Source organism: Bradyrhizobium guangdongense (genome assembly GCF_006483445.1).
Lineage (GTDB): Bacteria > Pseudomonadota > Alphaproteobacteria > Rhizobiales > Xanthobacteraceae > Bradyrhizobium > Bradyrhizobium guangdongense_A.
On record NZ_PPPT01000115.1, the window covers coordinates 18,167 to 39,833 of the forward strand.

Annotated in this window: 22 protein-coding genes and 1 tRNA gene; 7 read left to right on the plus strand and 16 right to left on the minus strand. The window is 64.8% G+C overall.

Annotation, left to right across the window (positions count from 1 at the left end; translation table 11 throughout):
- Positions 1 to 30: 30 nt before the first annotated feature.
- The 7 genes from C2U70_RS17120 to C2U70_RS17150 form a co-directional block, all read right to left on the minus strand.
- On the minus strand, positions 31 to 1,248 hold the full coding sequence (locus C2U70_RS17120; protein WP_140979608.1) for a divergent polysaccharide deacetylase family protein: 1,218 nt from the start codon (positions 1,246 to 1,248) through the stop codon (positions 31 to 33).
- Between the two features lie 172 nt (positions 1,249 to 1,420).
- Complete coding sequence (locus C2U70_RS17125) at positions 1,421 to 2,776, minus strand: S41 family peptidase (RefSeq protein ID WP_140979609.1); 1,356 nt, start codon at positions 2,774 to 2,776, stop codon at positions 1,421 to 1,423.
- Positions 2,773 to 4,098 (minus strand): murein hydrolase activator EnvC family protein, encoded by a 1,326-nt coding sequence (locus C2U70_RS17130; protein WP_140979610.1) that lies wholly within the window; start codon positions 4,096 to 4,098, stop codon positions 2,773 to 2,775. The genes C2U70_RS17125 and C2U70_RS17130 overlap by 4 nt, the downstream gene beginning before the upstream one ends.
- Before the next feature lie 31 nt (positions 4,099 to 4,129).
- Entirely contained in the window at positions 4,130 to 4,612 is a 483-nt protein-coding gene (rlmH, locus tag C2U70_RS17135; RefSeq protein ID WP_140979611.1) for a 23S rRNA (pseudouridine(1915)-N(3))-methyltransferase RlmH, read from the minus strand.
- 82 nt (positions 4,613 to 4,694) lie between these two features.
- Positions 4,695 to 5,066, minus strand: coding sequence for a ribosome silencing factor (rsfS, locus tag C2U70_RS17140; RefSeq protein ID WP_140979612.1), 372 nt, complete (start codon positions 5,064 to 5,066; stop codon positions 4,695 to 4,697).
- A gap of 189 nt (positions 5,067 to 5,255) precedes the next feature.
- A complete protein-coding gene (locus C2U70_RS17145; RefSeq protein ID WP_186294311.1) occupies positions 5,256 to 5,900 on the minus strand; it encodes a nicotinate-nucleotide adenylyltransferase in 645 nt (214 codons plus the stop codon).
- A gap of 18 nt (positions 5,901 to 5,918) precedes the next feature.
- On the minus strand, positions 5,919 to 7,214 hold the full coding sequence (locus C2U70_RS17150; RefSeq protein ID WP_140979613.1) for a glutamate-5-semialdehyde dehydrogenase: 1,296 nt from the start codon (positions 7,212 to 7,214) through the stop codon (positions 5,919 to 5,921).
- Between the two features lie 193 nt (positions 7,215 to 7,407).
- Between C2U70_RS17150 and C2U70_RS17155 the strand changes: the two genes are divergently transcribed.
- The gene (locus C2U70_RS17155) at positions 7,408 to 7,689 is read left to right on the plus strand and encodes a type II toxin-antitoxin system ParD family antitoxin (protein WP_140979614.1); all 282 of its coding nucleotides are present in this window, start codon (positions 7,408 to 7,410) and stop codon (positions 7,687 to 7,689) included.
- The gene (locus C2U70_RS17160) at positions 7,679 to 7,975 is read left to right on the plus strand and encodes a type II toxin-antitoxin system RelE/ParE family toxin (protein ID WP_140979615.1); all 297 of its coding nucleotides are present in this window, start codon (positions 7,679 to 7,681) and stop codon (positions 7,973 to 7,975) included. Before C2U70_RS17155 ends, C2U70_RS17160 begins: the two co-directional genes overlap by 11 nt.
- A 15-nt stretch (positions 7,976 to 7,990) precedes the next feature.
- On the opposite strand, the gene proB is transcribed toward C2U70_RS17160, so the two are convergent.
- A complete protein-coding gene (gene proB / locus C2U70_RS17165) occupies positions 7,991 to 9,112 on the minus strand; it encodes a glutamate 5-kinase (RefSeq protein WP_140979616.1) in 1,122 nt (373 codons plus the stop codon).
- A gap of 202 nt (positions 9,113 to 9,314) precedes the next feature.
- On the opposite strand from proB, the gene C2U70_RS17170 reads away from it, so the two are divergent.
- Positions 9,315 to 10,283, plus strand: a complete 969-nt coding sequence (locus C2U70_RS17170) for a Bug family tripartite tricarboxylate transporter substrate binding protein (protein WP_140979617.1) — start codon at positions 9,315 to 9,317, stop codon at positions 10,281 to 10,283.
- Positions 10,284 to 10,581: 298 nt separating this feature from the next.
- On the opposite strand, the gene C2U70_RS17175 is transcribed toward C2U70_RS17170, so the two are convergent.
- Both C2U70_RS17175 and obgE read right to left on the minus strand, forming a co-directional pair.
- On the minus strand, positions 10,582 to 12,216 hold the full coding sequence (locus C2U70_RS17175) for an alkaline phosphatase family protein (RefSeq protein ID WP_140979618.1): 1,635 nt from the start codon (positions 12,214 to 12,216) through the stop codon (positions 10,582 to 10,584).
- A gap of 229 nt (positions 12,217 to 12,445) precedes the next feature.
- Positions 12,446 to 13,486 (minus strand): GTPase ObgE, encoded by a 1,041-nt coding sequence (gene obgE, locus C2U70_RS17185; protein WP_140979619.1) that lies wholly within the window; start codon positions 13,484 to 13,486, stop codon positions 12,446 to 12,448.
- A 122-nt stretch (positions 13,487 to 13,608) separates the two neighbouring features.
- Between obgE and C2U70_RS17190 the strand changes: the two genes are divergently transcribed.
- Positions 13,609 to 14,607 carry an ABC transporter substrate-binding protein gene (locus C2U70_RS17190; protein ID WP_140979620.1) on the plus strand — a complete coding sequence of 333 codons (999 nt, stop codon included), beginning with the start codon at positions 13,609 to 13,611 and terminating at the stop codon, positions 14,605 to 14,607.
- A 3-nt stretch (positions 14,608 to 14,610) separates the two neighbouring features.
- Here C2U70_RS17190 and C2U70_RS17195 read toward each other — a convergent pair whose 3' ends face one another.
- The gene (locus C2U70_RS17195; protein ID WP_140979621.1) at positions 14,611 to 15,090 is read right to left on the minus strand and encodes a MaoC family dehydratase; all 480 of its coding nucleotides are present in this window, start codon (positions 15,088 to 15,090) and stop codon (positions 14,611 to 14,613) included.
- A 118-nt stretch (positions 15,091 to 15,208) separates the two neighbouring features.
- Here C2U70_RS17195 and C2U70_RS17200 point away from each other — a divergent pair, with 118 nt between their 5' ends.
- Positions 15,209 to 16,126 (plus strand): DMT family transporter, encoded by a 918-nt coding sequence (locus C2U70_RS17200; protein ID WP_140979622.1) that lies wholly within the window; start codon positions 15,209 to 15,211, stop codon positions 16,124 to 16,126.
- A 202-nt stretch (positions 16,127 to 16,328) separates the two neighbouring features.
- Here C2U70_RS17200 and C2U70_RS17205 read toward each other — a convergent pair whose 3' ends face one another.
- The 3 genes from C2U70_RS17205 to rplU all read right to left on the minus strand — a co-directional run bounded on the left by C2U70_RS17205 (position 16,329) and on the right by rplU (position 17,819).
- Positions 16,329 to 16,922 (minus strand): GNAT family N-acetyltransferase, encoded by a 594-nt coding sequence (locus tag C2U70_RS17205; RefSeq protein WP_186294312.1) that lies wholly within the window; start codon positions 16,920 to 16,922, stop codon positions 16,329 to 16,331.
- A gap of 138 nt (positions 16,923 to 17,060) precedes the next feature.
- The gene (gene rpmA, locus C2U70_RS17210) at positions 17,061 to 17,330 is read right to left on the minus strand and encodes a 50S ribosomal protein L27 (protein ID WP_140979624.1); all 270 of its coding nucleotides are present in this window, start codon (positions 17,328 to 17,330) and stop codon (positions 17,061 to 17,063) included.
- 102 nt (positions 17,331 to 17,432) lie between these two features.
- Positions 17,433 to 17,819, minus strand: a complete 387-nt coding sequence (gene rplU, locus C2U70_RS17215; RefSeq protein ID WP_140979625.1) for a 50S ribosomal protein L21 — start codon at positions 17,817 to 17,819, stop codon at positions 17,433 to 17,435.
- Positions 17,820 to 18,177: 358 nt separating this feature from the next.
- Between rplU and C2U70_RS17220 the strand changes: the two genes are divergently transcribed.
- Positions 18,178 to 19,299, plus strand: a complete 1,122-nt coding sequence (locus tag C2U70_RS17220; RefSeq protein ID WP_140979626.1) for an ROK family protein — start codon at positions 18,178 to 18,180, stop codon at positions 19,297 to 19,299.
- 170 nt (positions 19,300 to 19,469) lie between these two features.
- Here C2U70_RS17220 and C2U70_RS17225 read toward each other — a convergent pair whose 3' ends face one another.
- A complete protein-coding gene (locus C2U70_RS17225) occupies positions 19,470 to 20,333 on the minus strand; it encodes an alpha/beta fold hydrolase (RefSeq protein ID WP_140979627.1) in 864 nt (287 codons plus the stop codon).
- Between the two features lie 117 nt (positions 20,334 to 20,450).
- On the opposite strand from C2U70_RS17225, the gene C2U70_RS17230 reads away from it, so the two are divergent.
- Positions 20,451 to 20,540, plus strand: a tRNA-Ser gene (locus tag C2U70_RS17230).
- 225 nt (positions 20,541 to 20,765) lie between these two features.
- Here C2U70_RS17230 and C2U70_RS17235 read toward each other — a convergent pair.
- Entirely contained in the window at positions 20,766 to 21,665 is a 900-nt protein-coding gene (locus C2U70_RS17235) for a LysR family transcriptional regulator (RefSeq protein ID WP_140979628.1), read from the minus strand.
- Between the last annotated feature and the right edge of the window lie 2 nt (positions 21,666 to 21,667).

Sequence of the window (21,667 nt, forward strand, 5' to 3'; positions counted from 1 at the left end):
CCAGGACCTGTGCCGTACCAATCCGTTGATCTAGCTGGATTTTGATTTCAGCATCGCCGTTGTCAATGGCACCAGCAGGACGCCGCGGCCCTCCAACCCCCTGATCCAGACGCCGATCCGGTCGATCGAGACCGGCAGCGCCGACGCCGTGCCGATGGCAACGCCGCGCTCGCGGGCGATCGATTCGAGCTTGGTCAGCGCGCGGTCGACCTCATTGGCCGTCGGCACCGCGTCGATGGCGATATCGCCCTTGCCGAACGGCATGGCCTGGCTGGAGGCGATCTGGCCGGCGACGCTGCGCGGCGAGGAGCCGTCGTCGAACAGGCCGAGCCCGCGCTTGTTGGCCTCGCGGATGATCGGGGCCATCGCGGCTTCCGTGGCGATGAAGCGCGCGCCCATGAAGTTGGCGATGCCGGCATAGCCCTGCATCCTGCTGAGGTGCCATTGCAGCCGGTCCAGGTTCTGGTCCGCGGTCAGCGACGTCAGCAGGGTCTGCGGCCCCGGATCGTTGTCCGGGAAGTCGTAGGGCTCCATCGGGAGCTGCAAAAAGACCTCGTGGCGCTGCGCGCGGGCCCGCTCGGCGAGCTTTGCGGGATCGGCGCCATAGGGCGTGAAGGCCAGCGTGATCGCGCCGGGCAGCTTCATGATCGCGTCGGTGGTCTTGGCCGCGCCGACGCCGAGGCCGCCGATCATGATCGCGACCACGGGCATCTTGGCGGCCTTGGCGCGATCGGCTTCGGCGGCGTAGGTGGTGAACGGCTTCATGTCGGCCGCCGCCACCGGGATCATGCCGTAGCGCCCCTTTTCCAGCAGCCGCTGGTCGACGCCGGTCATGGCGGCGGTGGACGGCGCGGCGGCGGGGTCGCCGGGCTTGTCGCTCGCTTCGCCGCCGGCACCGATCACGACGTCATGACGGGTGCCGCTGGAGCCGTCGATGATGGTGACGGTCTTCTGCTCACCGGGTGCGGCCTGCTTTGGCACAGCCTTGGTCTCGTGACCGCCGGCCGCGGGCGCCATGGCGGCCTTCTCATCGGCGGGGGCCTTGGCTTCGCGGATCGCGACCCTCGTGATCGGTTCGCCGCCAAGCGGGTCCTTGTTGAAGATGGCGAAGCCGCCGAAGGCGACCAGGAACAGGCCGAGCAGCACGGCGAGGGCCTGCATGAACGTGAACGGCAGCCGCAGTCGCCGTTTCCGGCGCGGCTTGTCCTGTCCGAGCGGGGTGCTCAGATCATCGGCCGTTTCTGTCATGCGCGATCCCGAATCACTCGCGCGACGATACCACGGCGCGGTTGGGCCACGGCAGGCCGGGAGAGGCCGGGGCCCCGCGAAGCAGTGGGAACTTCAAGCAAAAAGGGCGGCTCCAGGAGCCGCCCTTTGCGATTGGTTCGTATGAGGCCGATGGGCCGTTTAGTTCGCCGCCTTAGTTGGCAGCCTTGGGCTTGTCCGCAGCAGCCTTGTCGCCGCCAGGCGCGGGTGCAGCCGATGCGCTGTTCTTGATGCCGTGGAGCAGGTCGGCGGCGAGCTTGAGCGCCTTGTCGTCCTTGGCGTCCGGCGGGACGTAGGACTGCGATCCCGTCTTCTCGTCGCCGTCGTTCTTCAGATGGCCGCGCAGCGAAGCTTCGCCCTTGGTGTCGGTGCGGGCCTTCAGCTCGTCCGGCACGTCCTGCAGCACTTCGATGTCGGGCACGATGCCCTTGGCCTGGATCGACTTGCCCGACGGCGTGTAATAGCGCGCGGTGGTGAGGCGCAGCGCGCCGTTGCCCGAGCCGAGCGGAATGATGGTCTGCACCGAGCCCTTGCCGAAGGAGCGCGTGCCGACGATGGTCGCACGCTTGTGGTCCTGCAGCGCGCCGGCGACGATCTCCGAGGCCGAGGCCGAGCCGCCATTGACGAGCACCATGACCGGCTTGCCCTTGGTGAGGTCGCCCGCATGCGCGGAGCGGCGCTGGGTCTCCTCGGCATTGCGGCCGCGGGTCGAGACGATCTCGCCGCGCTCCAGGAACGAGTCGGAGACGGTGACCGCTTCCTCCAAGAGACCGCCCGGATTGTTGCGGAGGTCGATGATGTAGCCCTTCAGCTTGTCGCCGATCTGGTTCGAGAGGTTGGCGACCTCGCGCTTCAGGCCTTCGGTGGTCTGCTCGTTGAAGGTGGTGATGCGGATATAGGCGATGTCGTCCTGCTCGACGCGCGCGCGCACCGAGCGTACCCGGATGTTGTCGCGCACCAGCGTGACGTCGAGCGGATTGTCCTGGCCCTTGCGGATGATCTTGAGCCGGATTTTGGTGTTGACGGGGCCGCGCATCTTCTCGACCGCCTGGTTCAGGGTCAGGCCCTGCACCGCTTCGTCGTCGAGATTGGTGATGATGTCGTTGGCCATGATGCCGGCGCGCGAAGCCGGCGTGTCGTCGATCGGCGAGACCACCTTGATCAGGCCGTCCTCCATGGTGACCTCGATGCCGAGGCCGCCGAACTCGCCGCGGGTCTGCACCTGCATGTCACGGAAGCTCTTCGCGTCCATGTAGCTGGAATGCGGATCGAGGCCGGTAAGCATGCCGCTGATGGCCGACTCGATCAGCTTGGTGTCATCGGGCTTCTCGACATAGTCCGAGCGCACGCGCTCGAAGACGTCGCCGAACAGATTGAGCTGGCGATAGGTGTCCGCGGTGGCGGCCCGCGCGCTCGAGCCCATGAACACCGCGCGCGGCTGGGTCACGAACAGCGTCAGCGCTGCACCGGTGGCCGCGCTGAGGAGGATAACTGAAGTCTTGCGCATCATCCGCGAACCTTCTCGCCTTCATTTGCGGCCCACCATGGGCCTGGATCGATTGGAGTGCCGTCTTTGCGGAACTCGACATAGAGCACAGGTTGACTCGCGTTGGTGGCGAGAATGGAAGCGACTTGCGACGTCGACCCCATCACCGCGACCGGCTCCCCCGTGAGCACAAACTGTCCGATGTTTACCGAAATGCGCTCCATCCCGGCGATCAGGACATGATACCCGCCCCCGGCATTGAGGATCAAGAGTTGTCCATAGCTGCGGAAGGGCCCTGAATAGACCACCCACCCGTCACACGGCGTTGTGACCTGGGAGCCCGGCCGGGTTGCCAAAGAAATGCCTTTTTGTACGCCGCCCGAGCCGTCGGAACCGCCAAAATCCCTGATTTTGTTACCGTTGACGGGCAGAGGCAGCAGGCCTTTGGCCGAGGCGAAGGCGATCGCCGGGCTGGTCCGGGACCGGTCCTTGAACGCGGCCGCGGTCGGCTTGCCACCGGCGGTTGCGGCGGCGCGATTCGCGGCCTCCTTGGCAGCTTCCGCCGCCTTGGCGGCGCTCTTGATGTCCTGCTCCATCTTGCCGATCAGGCCCTGGAGGTCGCCGACCTGTTTCGACAGCGCGATGGCGCGCGCGCTCTCGGCGTCGAGATCCTTTTCCCGCGCCGATTGCTGGCGCTGCCGCTCCTCGACGAGCGCTGCGAGGCGGGTCTGGTCGTTGCGAATCTTGTCGCGGTCGGCGGCGAGCTGATCGCGTTCGGCACCGATATTCTTGCGGAGCGCCACGAGCTCGCCGAGCTCGCTTGCGATCTTCTCGGCGCGGCCGCGCAGTTCCGGCACCACGGCACCGAGCAGCATCGCCGTGCGCAGCGATTGCAGCGCGTCCTCGGGGCGCACCAAAAGTGCCGGCGGCGTGCGCCGTCCGGCGCGCTGAAGTGCGGCCAGCACCTCGACGATGTCGGCACGCCGCGAATCGAGCGAGTTGCGCATCTGCTGTTCGCGGCCGTTCAGCGCGGTCAGACGCGCCTCGGCCTCGCCGATCTTGGTTTCGACGGTCCGCACATTGGCGGCGGTGTCGATCAATTGCTGATTGAGCTGGGTGCGGTCCTGGCCGAGCGTCGTGATCTCGGATTTCAGCTTGGCCTGCGCCTCTTCGGCGCTCTTTTGTTTCGCACGCGCCGCCTCGAGCTCCTGCTCGCGCTGCTTGATCGCCTCGGGAGATACGGCTGCGGTCTGCGGCGCAGGCGCCGCCGTCTGCGCTTGCGCGAGACTTGCGCCTGCGAGGCTTGTGCCTGCGATCAGCAGCAGATTGAGGAACGGCGCGCGCATCTCGTCGGCAAAGGTGCTCGTTGTGCGCGCATCACGCGCGGTGATAGGGGTGGCCGGCCAGGATGGTTGCGGCCCGATAAAGCTGTTCCAGAAGCATGACGCGGACCATTTGATGCGGCCAGGTCGCCGAGCCGAACGCCATTGCGAGCTTGGCCTTACGCCGCAATTCGGGCGAAAGTCCGTCCGCACCGCCAATGACGAATATTGTATGTGCGCTGCCTTCGTCGCGCCAGCGCCCGAGATTCCGTGCGAATACGGTCGAATCGATATTTTGGCCGCGCTCGTCCATGGCCACGATGACCGATTTGTCGGGAATATGCGCGGATATCGCGGCGGCCTCTTCGGCCATGCGCGTGGCGGCGTCGCGCGCACGGCTTTCGGGAATTTCGTGGACCTTGAGCTCGCGGAAGCCGAGCTTGCGGCCGATCTCGTCGAACCGCTCGAAATAGCGGTCGGCAAGCTCCCGTTCCGGCCCCTGCTTCAGCCGGCCCACAGCGATGACAGCGACACGCATGAGCGTCCATTGAACCGCGCACAGCATGCGCGCGCAGGACGCTAGCATGCGCGTCAGCCGATTCGAAATCGGCCTCGAACCCTTAGATCGCCTTCGCCGCGACTGCTTTCGCAGCCCCTGGGCCCTGCGTGTACAATCGCTCGAGATTGTAGAACTCGCGGACCTCGGGCCTGAACACGTGCACGATCACATCGCCGGAATCGATCAGCACCCAGTCGCAATTGGGCAAGCCCTCGACGTGGATGTTCTTGATGCCGTTTTCCTTGAGGCCCTTCGTGACGTTTTCCGCGATCGCGCCGACGTGCCGGTTCACACGGCCCGTGGTGACGATCATGTAGTCGGAGTACGCCGATTTGCCGCGAAGGTCGATGGTGACCGTTTCTTCCGCCTTCATGTCGTCCAGGCGGGAGAGGATCAGGTTCAGCGTCTTGTCGGCGTCGGGTTGCGCCTTCAAGGCCGCAGCTTGGGTCGATGTTTTACGCGCGGTTTTGACCTTGGGTAAAACAGACTTGGACAATACAGACGGGGCCAGGGACCATTCCTTTCCTGTATCGCGAACTCCCGAATCCGGGGTCCGCCGTTACACTACATCATGTGGGGTTAAGGGTTTCAATACGCCAGTGCTCCCCCAACCGCCATTGCCTTACTTGGGTGCCTTCCAGCTTCCGTCCGGGTTCCGCAGGGTGGTCGAGGACAGGCTGAGCTTCAGCCCGGTGAGGAAGACCCAGGCGGGCGGGCGCCGATCCGCAAGCAGCCCTGCCTCATTCTCGGGCAAACGGTAGCGCGCGAGCGCGCGGGCCGCCGGCGAGGCGAGGGCGCGAAAACTCTGTGGAGGGCGATCAACCACCGCGATCGGCATCTGGGCCGCGATGCGCTGCCAGTCCTGCCAGCGATGGAATTGCGCGAGGTTGTCGGCGCCCATGATCCAGACAAAGCGCAGGCCGCTTGCGCGGCGGCGCAAGAAGTTGATCGTGTCGATAGTGTAGCGCGTGCGGATGACGGATTCGAGACAGCTCACCGCGATGCGCGGATCGTCGGCGACCTCGCGCGCGGCCTTCATCCGCTCGCCGAGCGCGTGCAACGCGCCGTTCTCCTTCAGCGGATTGCCCGGCGTCACCAGCCACCACACGCGGTCGAGCTTGAGGCGCGTCAGCGCGAACTGGCTGATCGCGCGATGGGCTTGGTGCGGCGGATTGAAGGAGCCGCCGAGCAGCCCGATGCGCATGCCGCTCGTAGAGGGCGGAAGCGCTTGCGCCACGAAGGGCGGCACCAGGAATGTGTTGCTCAACGCCCGCGCCTCGCGACGTTACGGTCGCGTCTGTCCGGTGCCGTGCACGCGGTACTTGAAGCTCGTCAACTGCTCGGCCCCGACAGGGCCGCGCGCATGGAATTTGCCGGTGGCAATGCCGATCTCGGCGCCAAAGCCGAACTCGCCGCCGTCGGCGAACTGCGTCGAGGCATTGTGCAGCACGATCGCGGAATCGACCTCGCTCAGGAATTTTTGCGCGGCCGCTTCATCCTGGCTGACGATCGCATCGGTGTGGTGCGAGCCGTGGTTTTGGATATGCGCGATCGCGCCATTGACGCCATCGACCACCTTTGCCGCAATGATCGCGTCGAGATATTCGGCGTCCCAATCGTCTTCGGACGCCGCCTTCACGCGCGCATCGGCGTGCTGCACGGCGGCGTCGCCGCGCACTTCGCAACCGGCCTCGATCAGCATCTCGACCAACGGCTTCAACTTGGTTGCGGCGGCTGCGCGATCGACCAGCAGCGTCTCGGCAGCGCCGCAGACGCCGGTCCGGCGCATTTTTGCGTTCAACACGATCGACTTCGCCATGTCGAGATCGGCGCTGGCATCGACATAGACGTGGTTGACGCCTTCGAGATGCGCGAACACGGGCACGCGTGCCTCGGCTTCGACGCGCGCGACGAGACTCTTGCCGCCGCGCGGCACGATCACGTCGATCGCGCCGTCGAGGCCCGACAGCATCATGCCGACCGCCGCACGGTCGCGCGTCGGCACCAGCGTGATAGCGGCTTCGGGCAGGCCGGCCTCGCGCAGGCCCTGCGTCAGGCACTCATGGATCGCACGGCAGGAGCGAAAGCTGTCGGAGCCGCCGCGCAGGATCACGGCGTTGCCGGCCTTCAGGCACAACACGCCGGCGTCCGCCGCGACATTGGGCCGGCTTTCAAAGATCACGCCGACGACGCCGAGCGGCACGCGGACGCGCTCGATGGTCATCCCGTTCGGCCGCTGCCAGCTTTCGGTGACGGTGCCGATGGGATCGGCAATGCCGCGCACGATCGCGATGCCTTCGGCCATGGCTTCGACGCGCGCCGGCGTCAGCGCCAGGCGGTCGATGAAGGCAGAGGTTGCATCGCCGCTGGCGCGGGCCTCGGCCACGTCTTCGGCGTTGGCGGCGAGGATCGCCGCGGCGTTGGCGCGGATCGCCCGTTCCATCGCCTCCAGCGCCCGGTTCTTCTGCTCGGCCGGCGCCAGCGCCAGCACACGCGCCGCAGCGCGGGCACGAGCGGCGAGGTCGGACATCAGCGCCTGAAGATCGGCGGTGCCGTCGAGGGCTTTGAGGGGGGTGGCCATAGCGGTTGAACCTTCTGCTAAGGCGGTGTCCTAGCACGGAAATCCCGCATTTGCGAAGGGTAGGGCGGGTATGGCTGCACGGCCCTCGCGGCTGGCAAGGTGTCTCGCATCGGCCATTGGCCTACACCTGCGCGGGACAGCTTGCCAATCCAGTCCCTCATTACATATCATAAAATGATATAGGAGACCCCTGATGGCGAGCAGCTACACCATCGGCAAGCATTTTGAGGATTTCATCGCGGGCCTGCTCGAGAGCGGGCGCTACGCCACCGCGAGCGAGGTCATGCGTGAGGGTCTGCGCCTCGTGGAGGAGCGCGAACAGCGCCGCCAGGTCAAGCTGGAGGCACTGCGCGAAGAGATCCAGAAGGGTTTCGACAGCGGGCCGGCGGAAGAGGTCGGCGACATCAGTCAGTGGATGGAAGACATCAAGGCGCGGGGACGGCAGCGACTGGCCGCGCGCAAACGTGACAAATAGATTCCGCAAGCTTCCACAGGCCGACCGCGATCTCGACTCCATCTGGGAGTTCATTGCTGCGGACAGCGTGCGTGCGGCAGATCGTCAAATTCAGCGCATAGGCGAGATTTTTGAGATGCTGGTCCAGAACCCATTGGCTGGCAGAAAGCGCGCCGAGTTGCGAAGAGACCTGCATAGTTTTGCTGTCGGCAACTACGTGATCTTCTACGTTCCGCTGTCTGACGGCGTCGAGGTAATCCGTATCGTGCACGGCCGGCAAGACATCAATGCGGACGATATGCAGTAGTCGTCTGGTTGGCCGCTACCCGCCCACCACCAGATCGTCGCGGTGGATCATCTCGGACCTTCCGCTGATGCCCAAAATGGCCATCACGTCCTTCGAGGAGCGGCCGATGACCCGCTCGGCATCGTCGGCGTCATAGGCGATCAGGCCGCGGCCGATCTCGCGCGTGTCGGGGCCGCGCACGATCACGGCGTCGCCGCGGGCGAACTCACCCTCGACCTTGATCACGCCGGCCGGCAGCAGGCTTGCGCCCGCGCGCAAGGCCCGGACCGCGCCGGCGTCGATGGTCAGCGTGCCCTTCGGCTCCAGGGTACCGGCGATCCAGCGCTTTCGCGACGTCACGGGATTGGCCGGCGTCAGGAACCAGGTGCAGCGGCCGCCGTCGGCGATGGCTTGAAGCGGATGCTCGATCTTGCCCGAGGCGATCAGCATATGCGTGCCGCCCGTCGTCGCGATCTTCGCGGCCTCGACCTTGGTGCGCATGCCGCCGCGCGACAGCTCGGACTCGGCATCGCCGGCCACGGCCTCGATCTCGGAGGAGATGCTGTCGACGACCGGGATCAGCTTGGCGTTCGGATTGTTCTTCGGCGGCGCGTCATAGAGGCCGTCGATGTCGGACAGCAGCACCAGGAGATCGGCGCTCGCCATGGTGGCGACCCGCGCGGCGAGGCGGTCATTGTCGCCATAGCGGATCTCGTTGGTGGCGACCGTGTCGTTCTCGTTGATCACGGGGATCGCGCGCCACTCCAGGAGCTTGCCGATGGTGGAGCGCGCATTGAGATAGCGGCGGCGCTCCTCGGTATCCTGCAGCGTCACCAGAATCTGCCCGGCGCCGATGCCGTGATCGCCGAGCACTTCCGACCAGATCCGCGCCAGCGCGATCTGGCCGACGGCGGCGGCGGCCTGGCTCTCTTCCAGCTTCAGCGGACCGCGCGGCAGCTTGAGCCGGCTGCGGCCGAGCGCGATCGAGCCCGACGACACGATCAGGACGTCGCGGCCCTCGCGGTGCAGTTTTGCGAGATCGTCAGCGAGCGCGGCGAGCCAGGACGCGCGCACCTCGCCGGCGTCGGAATCGACCAGCAGGGCCGAGCCGACCTTGACGACGATACGGCGGAATTGACTGAGTTCGGGGCTGGCCATGGCGTGTGCGACGAATTGCTCTGATCTGGGAGCGGCGGAGCGACAACGCGGCGCCGATGCGGCTAGCTTTTGCAGCAGGACGGTGGCCGGCGCAAGGCGGCGGAGCCGGTCAGGAGCCCGGTATATTGGCCGAACGGCGCTCTTGTCGGCGCCCGCCGCGCCAGTCTATGCCTCGGACAACGAATAACGGGGAGGAGAGCACATGGACCGCCGCAGCTTCATTGCCGGAGGCCTTTCGCTGCCATGGCTGGCGCAGTCCGGCGCCGCGCGGGCCCAATCCGGTCCACTGACCAAAATCATCTTCCCCTTCGCGGCGGGTGCCGGCGGCGACACGCTGTGCCGGCTGGTGGCGCAGCATCTGGCGCCCATGCTCGAACGCACCATCATCGTCGAAAACCGGACCGGCGGCGACGGCCTGATCGGCATCAAGGCGGTGAAGGGCGCCAACCCCGATGGCGCCACCATCCTGGTGACGACGGGCCCCACCATGTATCTGCTGCCGATGGTGGAGACGACGCCGAGCTTCGACACGGCGAAGGACTTCGTGCCGGTGTCGCTGCTCGCGCGCTTCGAATTCGCGCTCGTGGTGAGCCCGTCGATCGGGGTGACCGACTTCAAGGGTTTTGTCGCCTGGCTGAAGGCGCATCCGGACAAGACGTCGTTCGGCGTGCCCAGCAACGGCACCATCCCGCATTTCACCGGCTCGAAGCTCGAGAAGGATCTCGGCATTCCCATGACGCGCGTACCGTATCGCGGCACCGCGCCGATCATCACCGATCTCATCGGCGGTCACATCCCGTTCGGCATCACCACGCTGGCCGACGCAGTCCCGCAGCACCGCGCCAAGGGCGTGAGGATTCTCGTGGTCTCGAGCGCAGAGCGCTCGCCCTTCGTGCCCGAGGTGGCGACCTTCAAGGAGAGTGGCATCGATCTCGTCGCCGACGGCTGGTATGGCATGTGGCTCCCCGCCGGCAGCCCGCCGGATTTCACCGCAAAGCTCAGCGCCGCCGCGATGGCGACGATGGCAAAACCCGAGGTGCAGGAGAAGCTGACGGCGATCGGCCTGATCCCGGTCGGCAGCACGGCGGAGGGCCTGTCAAAACAGCTTGCCGCCGACATCGCCCTCTGGCAGCCGATCGTGAAGGCGACGGGCTACAAGATCGAGAATTGATCTTTTCTCCCTCGCCCCGCTTGCGGGGAGAGGGTTGGGGTGAGGGGGACTCTCCGCGGGGGCGGTGGTAGTCGGACTCGGGCTGGCTTAGCCTCCGTCATTGCGAGCGCAGCGAAGCAATCCAGACTGCATCCGTGGAAAGACTCTGGATTGCTTCGCTGCGCTCGCAATGACGGCGTGGATGGATCGTTGATCATCGACGAATTCGATTCGCGGAGAGTCCCCCTCACCCGGAATCCGCGCTTTGCGCGGATTCCGGCCTCTCCCCGCAAGCGGGGAGAGGCGAAGAGGGTAGCGCTTACAACTTCGTGCGCTGCGCGATGCCGTCGCGGATGTTAGCCAGCTCCTTCTCGTCCCAGATGCCGATCAAGATCCCGCCCTTCACCTGCATCTGGTTGTCGGCATAGGAAGCGATCTTCTCGTTCGGCGTGGTGATGTGGCCGTTCGGATGCAGCGCCCAGTCGAACAGCGCGGCCTGAAGCCGTGCGATGACGTCCGCACATTCAGGATCATCTCCGCGGTCGAGATATTCCTGCGGGTCCGTTTGCAGATCGTAGAGCATCGGACGGAAGCCTGAGGCGTGGATGTATTTCCAGCGGCCGTCATAGACCATGAACAGGCGGCAGCGCTCGATCGGCTGGTTCAGCTTCAACCGCACATCCTGCATGGCGTAGTCGTATTCGGAGAACACGACCTTGCGCCAGTCGGCCGGCTTTGCGCCGCGCAGCAGCGGCAGCAGCGAGCGTCCCTCGAGAATATGCGCAGGCACCTTGCCGCCAAAATAGTCGACGAAGGTCGGCGCGAGATCGATGCCTTCGACCAGCGCATCGCTCGTCGTACCGCGCGTGGCGTCGGCCTCGGGCGAGGGATCGATCACGATCAGCGGAATCTTGGCGGACTGTTCGTGAAAAAGATCCTTCTCGCCCATCCAGTGATCGCCGAGATAATCGCCGTGATCGGAGGTGAACACGATCATGGTGGTCTCCAGCAGGCCGCGCGCCTCCAGAAACTTCATCAGCACGCCCATCTGGTCGTCGATCTGCGTGATCAGGCCCATATAGGTCGGGATCACCTTCTCCCGCGCGTCGTCGCGCGCCATGTTGCGGGAGTAACGCATGTCCATGTAGGCGCCGAACACCGGATGCGGATTCTGTCGCTCGCGCTCGGAGCGGATTGCCGGCAGCATATCCGCCGTATTGTACATGCTGGCGTAAGGCTCCGGTGCGATATAGGGCCAGTGCGGCTTGATGTAGGAGAGATGCAGGCACCACGGCCGGCCATCGCTCTCGGCCTCGCTGATGAAATCCATGGCGCGCCGCGTCATGTAGGGCGTCTCGGAATGCTCCTCCGGAACGCGCGCGGCCTTGTCGGCGTGAACCAGCAGCCAGCCGTTCTGCAAACTGCCGTCATCGTCGGCGCCGGAATTGGCCCAATGCTCCCACGGGTTCGGCGCTTCAAAACCCTGCTTGCGCAGATACTCGTCGTATTTCGGGCGCGGGCGTCCGGTGGGATGCAATCCGTCGTCGCGCTCATAGGGCTCGAACCCGCATTCGGCGACATGCACGCCGATGATCGATTCCGGGGGTATGCCGAGCGATTTCATGCCTTCGAGGTCGGGCGCCATGTGGGTCTTGCCGACCAGCACGTTGCGCACGCCGATCTTCTTGAGGTGATCGCCGAGCGTCGGCTCGCCGACGCGCAGGGGCCAGCCGTTCCAGTGCGAGCCGTGCGAGCGCATGTAGCGCCCGGTGTAGAACGACATCCGCGAGGGTCCGCAGATCGGCGATTGCACATAGGCGTTGGAGAACAGCACGCCACGCTTCGCCATGGCGTCGATGTTCGGCGTCTTCAGTCGGGGATGGCCGGTGCAGCCGAGATAATCATAGCGAAGCTGGTCGCACATGATCCAGAGAACGTTCTTCGCGCGCGCCATGCCTCGCCCCTGCATTTTCTTTGGGGTGCAATGCTGCGCTATCGCGCGGGCGAAGACAACCCGCCAGTGATGCGCGCGCCCGTGGCCACACATTCCGCTGTCGTCCCGGCGCAGGCCGGGACCCATAACCCCAGGGAGTAGTTTGGCGAAGACTCGTCGATCGGTACTGCGACCGTTCGCAATCGAGAGATCACGCGGTATGGGTCCCGGCCTGCGCCGGGACGACGGTTCAGCCCGCCCAGGGCTCCGCTTCCGCCGCACCCTTCGCCTTGGCGGACACCGGCGCTTCGCCGATCACATCGGCGAGCGCGCGCAGCGCTTCCTTGACGCCTTGGCCGGTGACGCCTGACATCAGGAGCGGCGTCTTCTTCGCCGCGCGCTTCAGGCGGTCCTTCTGCTTCTTCAGCTCGTCCGGCTCGACCGCGTCGATCTTGTTCAGTGCGACGATCTCGATCTTGTCGGTGAGCTGCCCGCCATAGGCGTCGAGCTCGTGGCGCACCGTCTTGTAGGCCTTGCCGGCATGCTCGCAGGTCGCGTCGACGAGGTGCAGCAGCACGCGGCAGCGCTCGACATGGCCGAGGAAGCGATCGCCGAGGCCGGTGCCTTCATGCGCGCCTTCGATCAGTCCGGGAATATCGGCGAGCACGAATTCGCGGCCGTCGGCATTCACGACGCCGAGCTGCGGATGCAGCGTGGTGAAGGGATAGTCGGCGATCTTCGGCCGCGCCGCGCTGACCTTGCTGAGGAAGGTCGACTTGCCGGCATTGGGCATGCCGACGAGGCCGGCATCGGCGATCAGTTTCAGCCGCAGCCAGATCCAGCGCTCCTCGCCGGGTTGGCCGGGGTTGGCGTTGCGCGGTGCGCGGTTGGTCGACGACTTGAAATGCGCATTGCCGAAACCGCCATTGCCGCCTTCGGCGAGCACGAATTTCTCGCCGACTTTTGTGAAGTCGTGGATCAGCGTCTCGCGATCCTCGTCGAAGATCTGCGTTCCCATGGGCACCTTCAGCACGATGTTCTTGCCGTTGGCGCCATGGCGGTCCGAGCCCATGCCGTTCTCGCCCTTCTGGGCCTTGAAATGCTGCTGGTAGCGGTAGTCGATCAGCGTGTTGAGGCCGTCGGCGACCTCGATGATGACATTGCCGCCGCGGCCGCCATTGCCGCCGGAGGGACCGCCGAATTCAATGAATTTTTCGCGGCGGAACGCCACGCAGCCGTTTCCGCCGTCACCGGAGCGGATATAGACCTTTGCTTCGTCGAGGAATTTCATTGGGCATAGGTAGGGCAGGGGAGGGGTCGCGGCAACCCGAACTTCTCCGTAAAAGCAGCGAAATTCGGTCATTTTCAGGCGTGATTAACCGGGTTCGGGAGCCCAGAGGGGCAGGAGTGGGAATGAGGCGGCGGGAGTTCATTACAGGCGTTTTGTCGGCCGCCATGCTGTCCGGAGCCCGCGCGCAGAGCGCGGCCGGGGCCAAGCGGCTCGCGATCTACAGCCCGTCGGAGCCGTCCTCCCTGATGCAGGAGGACAGCACCAACCGCTATTACCGCGCCCTGTTCGCCGAGCTGCGCCGGCTCGGCCAGGTCAGCGGCGAGACGGTGACGATCGAGCGCTGGGGTGCGGAAAAGGCCGGCATCGGTGCGCCTGCGCTGGTCGAGGCGGTCGTCCGCAGCAATCCCGATGTGATCTACATCGTCGGCCCCGGCGCGCTCCTGTTCAAGCGCGCCACCGACAAGATCCCGATCGTGGCCCTGACCGCCGATCCGGTGGCGCAGGGGATCGCGCAAAACCTCGCGCGCCCCGGCGGCAATTTCACCGGCGTCAGCGTCGACACCGGCCCGTCGATCCACGGCAAGCGGATCGCGCTGCTGCGCGAGATCTATCCAAAGCTCTCGAAGCTCGCCTACGTTACGCTGCGCGGTGCATGGGATGGCGTGCAGGGGCCGAGCGTGCGCGCGGCCGCAGCCGCAACGAGAACCGAGGTCACGCCATATCTGGTGGAGTTCCCGACGACGGATGCGAGCTATCGGGATCTGATCGCGGGCATTCGCGCCGGCGGCGCCGACGCGGTCATGATCGGCGACAGTCCCGACGTGATGGCGAAGCGCGAGGTGATCGCGGTGCAGATCGCGTCTTCAGCACTTCCGGCCATCTACCCGCTGTCGGAATTCGTCGATGTCGGCGGCCTCATCACCTATTCCTTCGACCTCGTCGAACTGAACAAGCGCGCCGCCAACAATATCGATGCGATCCTGCGTGGTGCCTATCCCGGAGACATCCCGTTCTACCAGGCGTCGAAATTCGAGCTGGCGCTGAATCTCAAGACGGCGAAGGCGCTGTCGCTGGAGGTGCCGGCGACGCTGCTCGCGAGCGCTGATCGGGTGGTGGAGTAGGCGTCACGCCGGGCGCCGCCGGATCAAAAACTTCTGCATCCCCTCCAGCACAAGCTCCTTGCGCTGGTTGTAGATCGTGCTCTTCAGCGTCACCGTGCCGGTGGTGCGGCCTGGGACCAGCTCGATCACCTCGAGCGCCGGATAGATCGTGTCATCCGCGAACACAGGCTTCAGGAACCGGCTCGACTGCTCGAGAAAGCCGACCAGCGAGTCCTCGACCATGAAGGGAAACAGGCCGGCGCCCGGCGCGGTGTGGATCAGGGTCTGAAAACCGTGGGCGAGCAGGTGCGGCATGCCGCGGGCGCGGCAATATTCGACATCATAGTGCACCGGATGGGTGTCGCCGCTCGCGGTCTGGAACGCCGCGAACACCGCCGATGTCTGGGTGCGGCTCGGCAGCACAAAGCGCTCGCCGAGGACGAAATCCTCGAACCAGCGTTGCTCGGGGACCATGCGGTGCTGGGTCGGATCGAACGCGGTCATGGCTTTTGTTCTCGCGATGGCAACAGCTATCGGTACCGCGCTGCGAAGGGTGCGACAATCCGCTCAATTCGCTGTGGCCGGGCTTGTCCCGGCCTGTGAGGCCGCTACAACAGCGCCAATGCCTCTCTTCAAGAAACTCTCAGCCTACGACGAACGCTCCGCACGGTTGGCCGGCATCGCCCTGATGCTGCTGTCGATCTTCATGTTCTCGTTCGGCGACGCCATGGGCAAGTTCATGGTGGCGACCTATTCAGTGGGGCAGCTGTTGTTCCTGCGCGCCTGCGCGGCGCTGCTCCTGCTGTCGCCGATCATCTGGCGGCAGCGCCACGAATTTGCCCGGCTCGAACGGCCCTGGCTGCAGCTTCTGCGCGTGACGCTCTCGACGCTGGAGGTCGCGGCCTTCTTTCTCGCAACGGTCTACCTGCCGCTCGCCGACGTCATCACTTACTATCTCGCAGGTCCAATCTTCGTCACCGCCTTGTCCGCGCTCCTGTTAGGGGAGCATGTCGGCTGGCGGCGCTGGACCGCGATCCTGATCGGCTTCTGCGGCGTGCTGATCGCGTTGCGTCCGTCGGCTCAGACCGTCAGCCTGCCGGCGCTGATCGCGCTCGGCGGCAGTCTCTCCTTCGCTGTGCTGATGCTGATCACGCGCTCGCTGCGCCAGACGCCTGATATCGTGATGGCATCATCGCAATTCGTCGGTACGTTCCTGCTCGGCCTCGGGCTCTCGGTGTTCAACTGGGTGCCGCCGACCGGCGGCAGCCTGGTGATGTTCGCGCTCGCAGGTCTCACCTCGGTCGCAGCACTCTTCTGCGTCAACCGCTCGCTCAAGCTCGCACCGGCCAGCGTGGTCGTGCCCTATCAATATTCGATGATCGTGTGGGCGGTGATCTTCGGCTTCGTCGTGTTCGGTGACGTGCCGTCTGTCGCGACCATCATCGGCGCCGCCATCATCATCGGCGCCGGCCTCTACATCTATCTGCGCGAGCGCGATTTGGGCCGACAGGAAGATACGCAGGTGAGTCCACCGGTGTAATCCTTACCCTCCCCTGGAGGGGGAGGGTCGATCGCGCGAAGGGCGAGCGGGGTGGGGTGAAGGTCCCTCCACGTTTGACGCTGTCCGCGTTGAGAGATCACCCCACCCCGTCTCACATTTCGCTGCGCTCAATGTGAGCCGACCCACGAGCGAGCTACGCTCGTCTCGGACCCCTCCAGGGGAGGGTGGCGACGTCCGCGCTCTACCTCACCCTTCGCGCGCTGCTCCAGCTCTTCAACGACGACCACACCCCACGCGACAGCCGAAAGCTGTCGACCGGCGTCGACGACCCCAGCGCCTCGAAGCGGTGCAGCTCGACGCCGCTCCACTGGAAGCCGCACTTCTCCAGCACGTTGCGCGAGGCCGGGTTGGTGACGCGCGCGCCGGCGTAGAGGTGGTCCTCGCAAAACTCCTCGAAGAAGAAGTCGATCGCGCCGCGCGCGGCTTCGGTGGCGTAGCCGCGGCCCCAATGCTCGACGCCGAGCCAGTAGCCGAGCTCGGCCTCACCGGGCGTCGAGCGATCGATGCCGACCATGCCCACAGCGGTCTCGTCATGCTCGATCAAAAACACGCTCTCGCTGCCGAGCTCGGCAGTGGCGCGGATGAACTCCACCGCGTGATCCTGGTGGTAGGGGTGCGGCAGCCGACGGGTGTTTTCGGCGACACGGAGGTCGTTGGCGAGGCGCGCGATGGCCTTCACGTCGGCAAGCGTCGGGCGGCGCAGCGTCAGCCGCTCGGTGGCGACAACGCTCGGTCTCGCCTCGTGCAAGGTCGTGCTCGAAAAGTCCTGCAACATGTCCGGCTCCGTCAACTTCAATCAGTCAAAACGAAAAGGGGAGGCCGGTTTCCCGCCTCCCCTGGAGCCTTCGATCTTTCGATCCTAAGGACTCCGCCGGTTTGGTAGGATCCGGCGGACTCCAAATTGATCCACCGTCTATTCAGCCGCCTCGGCCATCGGAAGTACCGATACGAACGTGCGGCCGTTGGCTTTGGCCTGGAACTCGACACGACCTTCGATCTTGGCGAACAACGTATGGTCAGTGCCCATGCCGACATTATGGCCGGGATGCCAGGTCGTGCCGCGCTGACGTGCAATGATGTTGCCGGGAATCACATGCTCCCCGCCGAACACCTTGATGCCAAGGCGCTTGCCCTTTGAATCGCGACCGTTGCGCGATGAACCGCCTGCTTTTTTGTGAGCCATGGCTCGTCTCCGAAATCCTGCGTATTTCTAGGTCAATTCCTTGACGGAATCATTTCAAAATTTCTCACGCATCAATTCGTGAATTGGCGTGATCAAATCTCGTTACTCGGCGGCTTCCGCCGCCGGCTCCTTGGCCACCTTCTCCCTCTTCGGACGCGGGCCCTTGGTGGGCTTGGCATTGTCCGTCAGGATCTCGCTGACGCGCAGAACCGTGATCTCGTCGCGATAGCCGCGCTTGCGGCGCGAATTCTTGCGGCGGCGCTTCTTGAACGCGATGACCTTGGGCCCGCGCTTGTGGTCGAGCACCTCGACCGCAACGGACGCACCTGCGACCGTTGGAACGCCCAGCACCGGCGTGTCGCCGCCGAGCACCAGAACTTCATTCAACTGCACGATCGTGCCGACCTGGCCTTCGATCTTGCCTACTTCGAGAACATCATCCGGAACGACGCGGTACTGCTTGCCGCCGGTTTTGATGACTGCGAACATCGTTTTTTTCCTTCGTGTTCATTCCCGACCTTGCGGGCGGCGTACCGTCCGGGTCGGCTTTTTGTCAGTCGCTATGGGTTTATGATCGTTGCGTGGACGGGAGTTATCCCTTTGAAAATCCACGCAAAAGCAAGCGGCGCGAGAACGCCCCGCGCCGGATCGGGCGGATTTATAGCCGCTTAGCGCTCCAAGTCAAGGAAAACTGGCCAAAAATGCTCGAAATTGGAGGCATTTGGCGGGCATTTCGGGCCGGATTTCTACTGTGCATGGGGTTGTTTCTCGAAAAAACACCGAACCTGCAACCATCAGGTTCCCGCGCCGTTGTCCCGCCGAACAGGCAAGCGGGCAAGGGCTCACCATGGCAACGGACGAACTGGTCGCGACGACAGGCATCGCGCAGCACGGCGCGGGCCGGCTGCCGTCGGTGGACGTCGACAGCTTCAACATCGAGATCAAGGACGAGGACGGCTTCCTGGGCGACCGCGCCAGCAAGGGCGCGTTCCGGGAGATCCTGGACCATTGGCGCAAGCCGCTGCGCAAGTCGGGCGAGGACCCCTTCGGCGACGAGCCCTCGGACAAGATCAGCAAGAAGTTGCTGGACGACATGCTGGTCGGCGACGACACCGAGGCCTCCGCCGTGGTGCACAGCGCGATCGAGGAATTTGCGCAGGAACTCGCCTATGTCACGCGCCGCTTCCTCAAGACCAAAGCCTGGGCCAAGACCGAGCGGATCGTGGTCGGCGGCGGCTTTCGCGATTCCCGGTTAGGGGAGCTCGCGATCGCGCGGGCCGACATCATCCTCAAATCCGACGGCTTCAAGAGCGACATGGTGCCGATCCGCGCCCATCCGGACGAGGCCGGCCTGATCGGCACGCTGCATCTGGCGCCATCCTGGATATTCGAGGCCCATGACAGCATCCTCGCGGTCGATATCGGCGGCACCAATATCCGCTGCGGCGTGGTGGAAACGCGCTGGAAGAAGGCAAAAGACCTGTCGAAAGCTGCAGTGTGGAAGTCCGACCTGTGGCGTCACGCCGATGACGAGCCGACGCGCGAAGGCGCGGTGAAGCGGCTCACCAAGATGCTGAAGGGGCTGATCACCGAAGCCGAAAAAGAGGGCTTCAAGCTCGCGCCTTTCATCGGCATCGCCTGTCCCGGCGTGATCAACGACGACGGTTCGATCGAGAAGGGCGCGCAGAATCTTCCCGGCAATTGGGAGAGCAGCAAGTTCAACCTGCCGGCGAGCCTGATCGAGGGCATTCCTGCCATCGGCGAGCACGACACCGCGATCCTCATGCACAATGACGGCGTGGTGCAGGGCCTGTCGGAAGTGCCGTTCATGCAGGACGTCGAGCGCTGGGGCGTGCTCACCATCGGCACCGGCCTCGGCAATGCGCGGTTCACCAACCGCCGCAAGGAGAACGGCAACGCAAAAGACCGGGAGTCTACGGAGAACAACAAGCGAAAGGGCAAGGAGTAACCTTGACCGGTTAGGTTAAGGGAGGGATTGCGTTGCGGCGCACAGGCCAGTCGCTAGGGTCGATTCCGTCGTCTCACCTGGCCGGCGAAGCCGCCCTTCCCGACCAGATTTTTATGAGCGGCACGGGACCGCCAGTGTTTACCGCGTCTGGCGGTCCCACCCGTGGGGGTTTAGCCCCAGCCTTTCCGCTGAAAAAAACTTGCGATCTCCTCCGCCGCGCGATCCGGATCCTCGCGATGCGGAAAATGTCCGACATCGCTGAACATTGCGAGATCGAGTTCGCTGAACGTCTCTGCGAGACGATCGGTCCATTCAAACGGAAACAGCGGATCATGCTCGGCCCAGCGCACGCAGGTCGGCACTGCAATCGGCGATGATGGTGGCGCTTCGCCCTTCATCATGGCGATGCGCGCGGCGTGGGCCGCGCGATAATGCGCAAAGCCGCCGGCGAGATTCCCCGCCTTGAAGAAATTATCGGCGAAGGCCTCGAGCACGTCGTCGAAGGCGTGCTTGCGATGCGACCAGCTTTTGAGAAAATGCGCGATGTAGAGCCGGCAGCTCTCGCGCGTCGCGCCCACGAGCTGTGGCGCCATCTCCATCTGGTGGAAGGACTGGTACCAGATGTGATTGAGCCGGTCGGGCGCCGCCATCCGCGGCCCGATGCCAGGATAGACGAAATCGAAAAAGAACAGCCCGGCGAGCCTTCCTGCGGCACGGCGCGCAATCGGCTGCATCACCGCGCCGCCGACGTCATGACCGACGACGCCGAATCGCTCGATCCCGAGTGCCTCCATCAGGGCCAGCATGTCCGCTGCGTGCTGGTCCGGCCCGTACGCCCCATCGGGCTTGTCGCTGTCGCCGAACCCGCGCAAATCGGGCGCAATCAGCGTGAAGCGGCCGGAAAGCCGTGTCATCACCGGCTCCCAGGTCAGCCAGAATTCCGGCCAACCATGCAGCAATAGCAGCGGCTTGCCCGTGCCGGTGCGCGCCACATGGAAGCTGGCGCCGTTGGCCTTGACCTGAAGATGCTCCATGCCTGTTCCCATGCTTCAAGGAGGTGGCGGATTTTCGGCTTTCGCGCCTTGTCTGGCCAGCCATCCTCGCCTAGAAGACACCCCGACCACAGGGGTCCGCCCCGATTTGGCACTCAAGGAGAGGTGGCAGAGTGGTTGAATGCACCGCACTCGAAATGCGGCATAGGTGCAAGCCTATCGGGGGTTCGAATCCCTCCCTCTCCGCCATAATAAAACGGCTTCGAGAAATTGAACCCGCCGGGGATGCAAATCTCCGCGGACCCAGCAGCGCCAGCGCCCTCCGCGTAGATGCACTGGGCGACGCTGCTGCGAACTCCCGCGAGAAGTGCTTCGGCTGAATTTCTCCGAACCCGAGGCGTTACGGCGGAACCCGAACATTCTTCACAGCGCACATCTCGCAGCGAATTGACGCGTCGCATGGCTGTTCGCTGCTCAGTCGTGCGGTCTCCCCAGTGATTGACCAAAGTGTGCCTTCAGGGCGTCGACGAAGCTGCGAACCGCCGGGCGGTCCTGGCGATTCCGCGGCACGAGCGCCTTGATCCAGAACTCCGGGACGGGGTAGTCGGCGAGAACGGGCACGAGCAGTCCACTCGACAATGCAGGCTCGGCGACATTCTTGGCGAGGCGCGCGATGCCCATACCAGCGAGCGCCGCGCGCAACAGTAACTGGCTGTCGTTCGCACTCAGCCGGGCCTTGATCTCGACATTGATCAGGCCGCGGCGGCTTTCGAACCCCCAACTCAATCCGGTCGTTGCGAAGGTGAGGCAATCGTGCTGGACCAGATCGCGCGGGTGGCTGGGCTCGCCATAGCGGGCGAGATAGGCGGGCGCGGCACAGAGCACGCGCGGATAAGCGCAGAGTGGCTCGTCGATGACCCCGGGGTAGGACGTCGGCAAGGCCCCGATCGCGATGTCGAAGCCCTCCTCCACTGGATTGACGGAACGATCCAGCATGACCAGTTCGACGCTGATCTTCGGGTGCAAGAGCTGAAATCGGGGCAGCATCTCTCCGAGACTGCGGATTGCGATCGTGGTCGGTGACTTGATGCGCAGATGCCCCTCCACTTCCGCCGACGATGCCGCCGAGTCCTGGAAGATGCTGTCGATCTGGCCCACTGCCGCACGCAGTCGAGGCAGCCGCATCTCACCTTCGGGCGTCAGCGTGATCCGCCGGGTCGTCCGGTGGAGGAGTTGCACGCGCATCTGATCCTCGAGCCGGTTGATGCGTTTGGTGATGACCGAAGGCACTACGCCGAGTTGACGAGCCGCCGCGGTCAGGCTGCTGGTTTCCGCGACGAGCAAAAACGCTTTGATGTTCAGGATGGTATCCACCA